Below are 3,434 nucleotides of genomic sequence, written 5' to 3'. Positions count from 1 at the left end.
AAATATTTCTAAGAGTGTACAATTTTACACGCGTGGAATTACCACTCTTGAAGCACAACAAAGTTTAATTGTAGAGCTTTATAATGAATTTTTCCGTTATGCTTTTCCGCGTACAGTAGAAAAATTAGGCATTGTTTATACTCCCATTGAGGTTGTTGATTTTATCATTCATTCTGTTGATGATGTGTTGCGTCATGAATTTGGAAAAAGTCTAGGATCACGTGGTGTTTCTATTCTTGACCCTTTTACGGGTACTGGGACCTTTATCACACGGCTATTACAATCCAATCTCATCAAACCAGAGGATATGGAATATAAATACCGTTATGATATCCACGCAAATGAGATTGTCTTGCTAGCCTATTACATAGCAGCCATTAATATCGAAGCAACCTATCATGGTCTTATGAAAGGAAATTATATCCCTTTCAAGCATATTGGTTTGACTGATACGTTTCGAATGATTGAAAAACAAGATCTTATGGAAGGTATACTCAAAGAAAACAGTGAATATTTAGAACATCAGAAAAAACTGAATATCCAAGTTATCTTTGGTAACCCTCCTTATTCAGTGGGACAAAAAAATGCCAATGACAATGCGAAGAATACTCCTTATCCGATATTAAATAAACGGATCAGTGAGACTTATGCTTCTCAATCTAAATCAATGAATACGCGAAATTTTTATGACAGTTATATTCGTGCCATTCGCTGGGCTAGTGACCGTATTGATAATGCTGGGGTGATCGGCTTTGTTTCTGGCTCTGGTTACGTAGAAAAATCGACAATGAACAGTTTACGAAAATCTTTAGCCAAAGAGTTTACGAGTATTTATGTACTTAATTTACGGGGGGATATTCGTAAAAATATGTTAAGTAATGGAGCTGCTCAAGAAGGAGAAAATGTTTTTGGCAATGGTAGTATGACTGGTATTGCCGTGACACTATTTATCAAAAACCCCAATGTTTTTAGAGATTGTAAAATTTACTATCATGACATTGGTGATAATCGCACGTCAAAAGAAAAACTTGCGGCTCTAGAGTATTGGGGAAGCATTGATGGTATTACACGGAGCAAACAAGGTTGGCAAATAATCATACCAGACAAGTACGGTGATTGGATACGTCAACGTGATGAAAGTTTTGAAACATTTTTAGCTATAGGTGATAAGAAACCTCATGGGAAAAAACTCTTTGAGATTTATTCTTGTGGCATTACGACTAGTCGTGATGCTTGGGCATACAATTCAAGCCGTAAATCTTTAGCTAAAAACATGAGTAATATGATTGCTTTCTATAACAGTGAAGCAGAACGTTTTAATAATGCTTATGCGCATACTGACAGTAAATCACGTGCAAAGGCTGTAGATAATTTTGTTAATTCAGATACAAGCAAGATAAGTTGGAGTTTGAATATAAAAAAACAATTAGCAAGAGGTAATATTTTAAAATTTGAAGAAGACGGTTTTGTTCAAAGTTTATATCGTCCTTTTACACGACAGTGGCTTTATTATAATCGCATTTTTAATGAAGCAATTTATCAAATGCCTCGTATCTTTCCTGTAGAAAAAATGATCAAAAATACAGTGATACAAGTTTCTGCTATAGGGGCAAGAAGTGGCTTTTCTGTTATTATGACTAGGGATCTACCTGATTTTCATGCAATAGATACTGGACAATGCTTTCCACGTTATATTTACGAAGACACGACGGTTTCAAAAGATAAAAATGAGAAACAATCCCATTTATTTGCAAATGCTACAGAAGAAAACAAAACTGTTGGTTTACAGAGGCATGATGCCATAACTGATGAAGGATTAGCACATTTTAAAGCAGCTTATCCTAATGAAAAAATCACTAAGGATGATCTATTCTATTATGTTTACGGTATACTTCATTCGGAAGATTATCGTGCCCGTTATGCTGATAACCTCTCTAAAGAATTGCCTCGTATCCCGTGTGTAAAGAGTGCTGATGACTTTTGGAAATTTGTAACAGCAGGACGTGAACTAGGTCATTTGCACGTGAATTATGAAGATGTAGAGCCTTATCCCGTGACCTTTAAAAAGGGTAATCCAAAATTAACTGACATCTCTAATCCCGAAAAGTTTTATTACGTTACAGAAATGAAATTCGCAAAAGCAGGTAAAGAGAAAGATAAATCGATTGTTTTTTATAACAGCAATATCACAATAACAGATATCCCTCTTGAAGCTTATGAGTATATCGTCAATGGCAAGCCCGCTCTTGAATGGGTTATGGGGCGTCAATGTGTAAAGACTGATAAAAAGAGTGGCATTGTGAATGATGCCAATCACTATGCTGTTGAAACCGTTGGCAACCCTGCTTATCCATTAGAGTTGTTTCAAAGGGTTATTACCGTAAGTTTAGAGACAATGAAAATCGTTAAGAACCTACCAAAACTAGAAATTAGAGAAACTGAATAACTTAAAAGCGTGCTCACATAATGGGTATGATAAACTCACAACGGGTATAAGGTTTTATACCTATAGGTTCTATGCCCCTTTTATAAATTGCTTACATATAATCTTTAAAAGAATATTTTATATGCGTTATCATAAAAGATAAGGCTTTGCACTTTTTAACACTGTACTTTGGATTGCTTTAAGATTTTTAATAAATCCCATCTTAAAGTGAATACGCTTCTTTTACATTGCCTTTAAAAGATTATACCGTAATCTAAAATGATAGCTTTATTGTTATCAGAAGCTTTGTTTAAAGAGAGTTATGTATATTCATTTTCTTATATTACTTATAGGTTTTGAATGTTTCTCAAACCCCCAAAACACCTACAAAACCCTCTTAAATATATATTAAAGATTGTATTTATGTTTTGTGTTTAATATAGGTTGTTTATTTGAAAGATTAACTTATTGAAATATAATGACTTTTATTTTTTATTGAAAAATATGTAAAGGGGGGAGCGTAAAAAGCACCTCCAAAACCCCCTAAACCTCCAAAACTCATAACCATAATGGTCTTGATAGCATCTATTATGATTATAATCCCTTTCTTTTGAAAGGCTTAAAGGATCATATGCTTTTCATAAAGCACATTTTAATCATTCACTAAAATCATAAGATTCGTCTGTTAAATAAACTGACATAACCGATAAAATAGACAAAAGCCCATAAAAAGTAATTTTAATAATCTATGAAATAATAGGCTGTTTCATTAAAATCTTGCACCAAAACCATGATCAGAGCCACACTACTGTTGAGTTTCTCAACTAGTGATCAAGGCTTTGGAGCGCGTCTTATTTTCTAAATTTCTGAAATCTTTTCGATATTTTTTAGGTGCTATTTCTTGTCTTTTTTTCCGATAAAATTGACTATTTTCTCTTTCCACGAGCGGGGTTGCTCCTTGCTGGTAACCTCTTGTGGATCATCAAGCTTTTCTGCCACCTGTTTAATC

The 3,434-nt window shown here is 34.0% G+C and carries 1 protein-coding gene; it reads left to right on the top strand.

Translation table 11 applies throughout. The features are described 5' to 3' along the window. The coding region (locus ACFIK7_RS02485) for a type ISP restriction/modification enzyme (protein WP_375662872.1) at nt 1-2,446 on the top strand (2,446 nt) is incomplete at its 5' end. Nucleotides 2,447-3,434: the final 988 nt, after the last annotated feature.

The sequence above is a fragment of the Bartonella sp. CL266QHHD genome (assembly GCF_042195355.1).
Classification (GTDB): domain Bacteria; phylum Pseudomonadota; class Alphaproteobacteria; order Rhizobiales; family Rhizobiaceae; genus Bartonella.
The sequence above is the reverse complement of the archived record's forward strand: the minus strand, read 5'-3'. Positions and strand labels throughout refer to the sequence as shown.